General features: G+C 68.8%; 1 protein-coding gene. It reads left to right on the top strand.

The features are described 5' to 3' along the window. The first annotated feature begins 232 nt into the window (after positions 1 to 232). Positions 233 to 1,342, top strand: coding sequence for an IS110 family RNA-guided transposase (locus ACZ3X1_RS37305; RefSeq protein ID WP_467284018.1), 1,110 nt, complete (start codon positions 233 to 235; stop codon positions 1,340 to 1,342). The last annotated feature ends 18 nt before the right edge of the window (positions 1,343 to 1,360 follow it).

The following is a 1,360-nucleotide window of genomic DNA, read 5'->3' as shown; positions in this document are numbered from 1 at the left end:
TACGACTGTGAGGATGTTCAGGTGCCGCTTCGGGCGGTGGCCTGACTCGCGATACGACTGGCCTTGGTGCCTTGAGTTTGATCTGTCGGCCACTGCTCGGGGCGGTACTCGCTGCCGCCGGGCAGGGGACGTGTCCCGATAGGGGCCTTCGCGACAGGCACCGTCACAGTCTTGACCGCCCCCGGCCCGGCGACGGCCACCGGTTCCCGAGGCGATCAGGAGACAGGCGACCTTGACCAGCATCACGCAGTCCCCCGCCCCATGTCACGTCCCGGCCGACGCGGAGGACGTCCTGCTCGGCGTGGACACTCACAAGGACGTCCACGCCGCGGCCGTCATCACCGTGCTCGGCTCCGCCTTGGACGGTCGTAGCTTCCCGGCGACCGCCGACGGCTATCGACAACTCCTTGACTGGGCCCGATCCTTCGGCGTGCTGCGGCGGGCTGGCGTCGAGTGCACCGGCTCATACGGAGCCGCCCTGACCCGTCACCTGCGCGCCGAGGGCATCGAGGTGACCGAGGTCAACCAGCCCGACAAAGCCGCCAGACGCCGTCACGGAAAGACCGACGCCATTGACGCCGAGGCCGCCGCCCGCGCCGTGCTGACCGGACGCGCCACCGCCGCGGCGAAGACCGGCGACGGTCCAGTCGAGATGCTCCGGCTCTTCAAGCTGGCGAAGGGCTCCGCGATCAAATCCAGGACCCAGGCGATCAACCAGCTCAAGAGCGTCCTGGTCTCAGCTGACTCCGCCCTCCGCGAGTCGCTGGGCGGGCTGAGTAACCCACAACTGTTCAAGCGGTGCGCCGAACTCGACCCCCAGCACGCGAGCGGGCCGGCTGGAGCCGCCCGCCACACCTTGAGGCTGCTGGCCCGCCGCATCCGGCACCTGACCGAGGAGATCGACGATCTCAACAAGCAGATAGCCCGGGCCGTCGAAGACAGCACGCCTGGCCTGCTGGAAGTTCGCGGCGTCGGCCCGGACAGTGCCGCTGCCCTGCTCATCTCGGCCGGCGACAACCCTGAGCGCCTCGTCAGCGAGGCCTCCTTTGCGGCCTTATGCGGCACCAGCCCGGTCGAGGCGTCCTCCGGGAAGACACAGCGGCGCCGACTGAACCGCGGGGGCGATCGTCAGGCGAACGCCGCCCTCTACCGCATCGTCCTCAGCCGACTGCGCTGGGACGACCGCACCCGCGACTACCTGCAACGACGTCTGACCGAGGGCAAGACACGACGCGAGATCATCCGCTGCCTCAAACGCTACGTCGCGCGTGAGATCTACCGACTCATCGTCCCGGCAAACCCTCCGGCTGGCCAGACCGGAGCCGCCGGGTCCCTCGGTTGACATCCATAGGGGCATCAA

The sequence above is a fragment of the Streptomyces sp. NPDC023541 genome (genome assembly GCF_055559995.1).
Note: the sequence above shows the minus strand (reverse complement) of the source record. Positions and strands in the feature narration are given on the sequence as shown.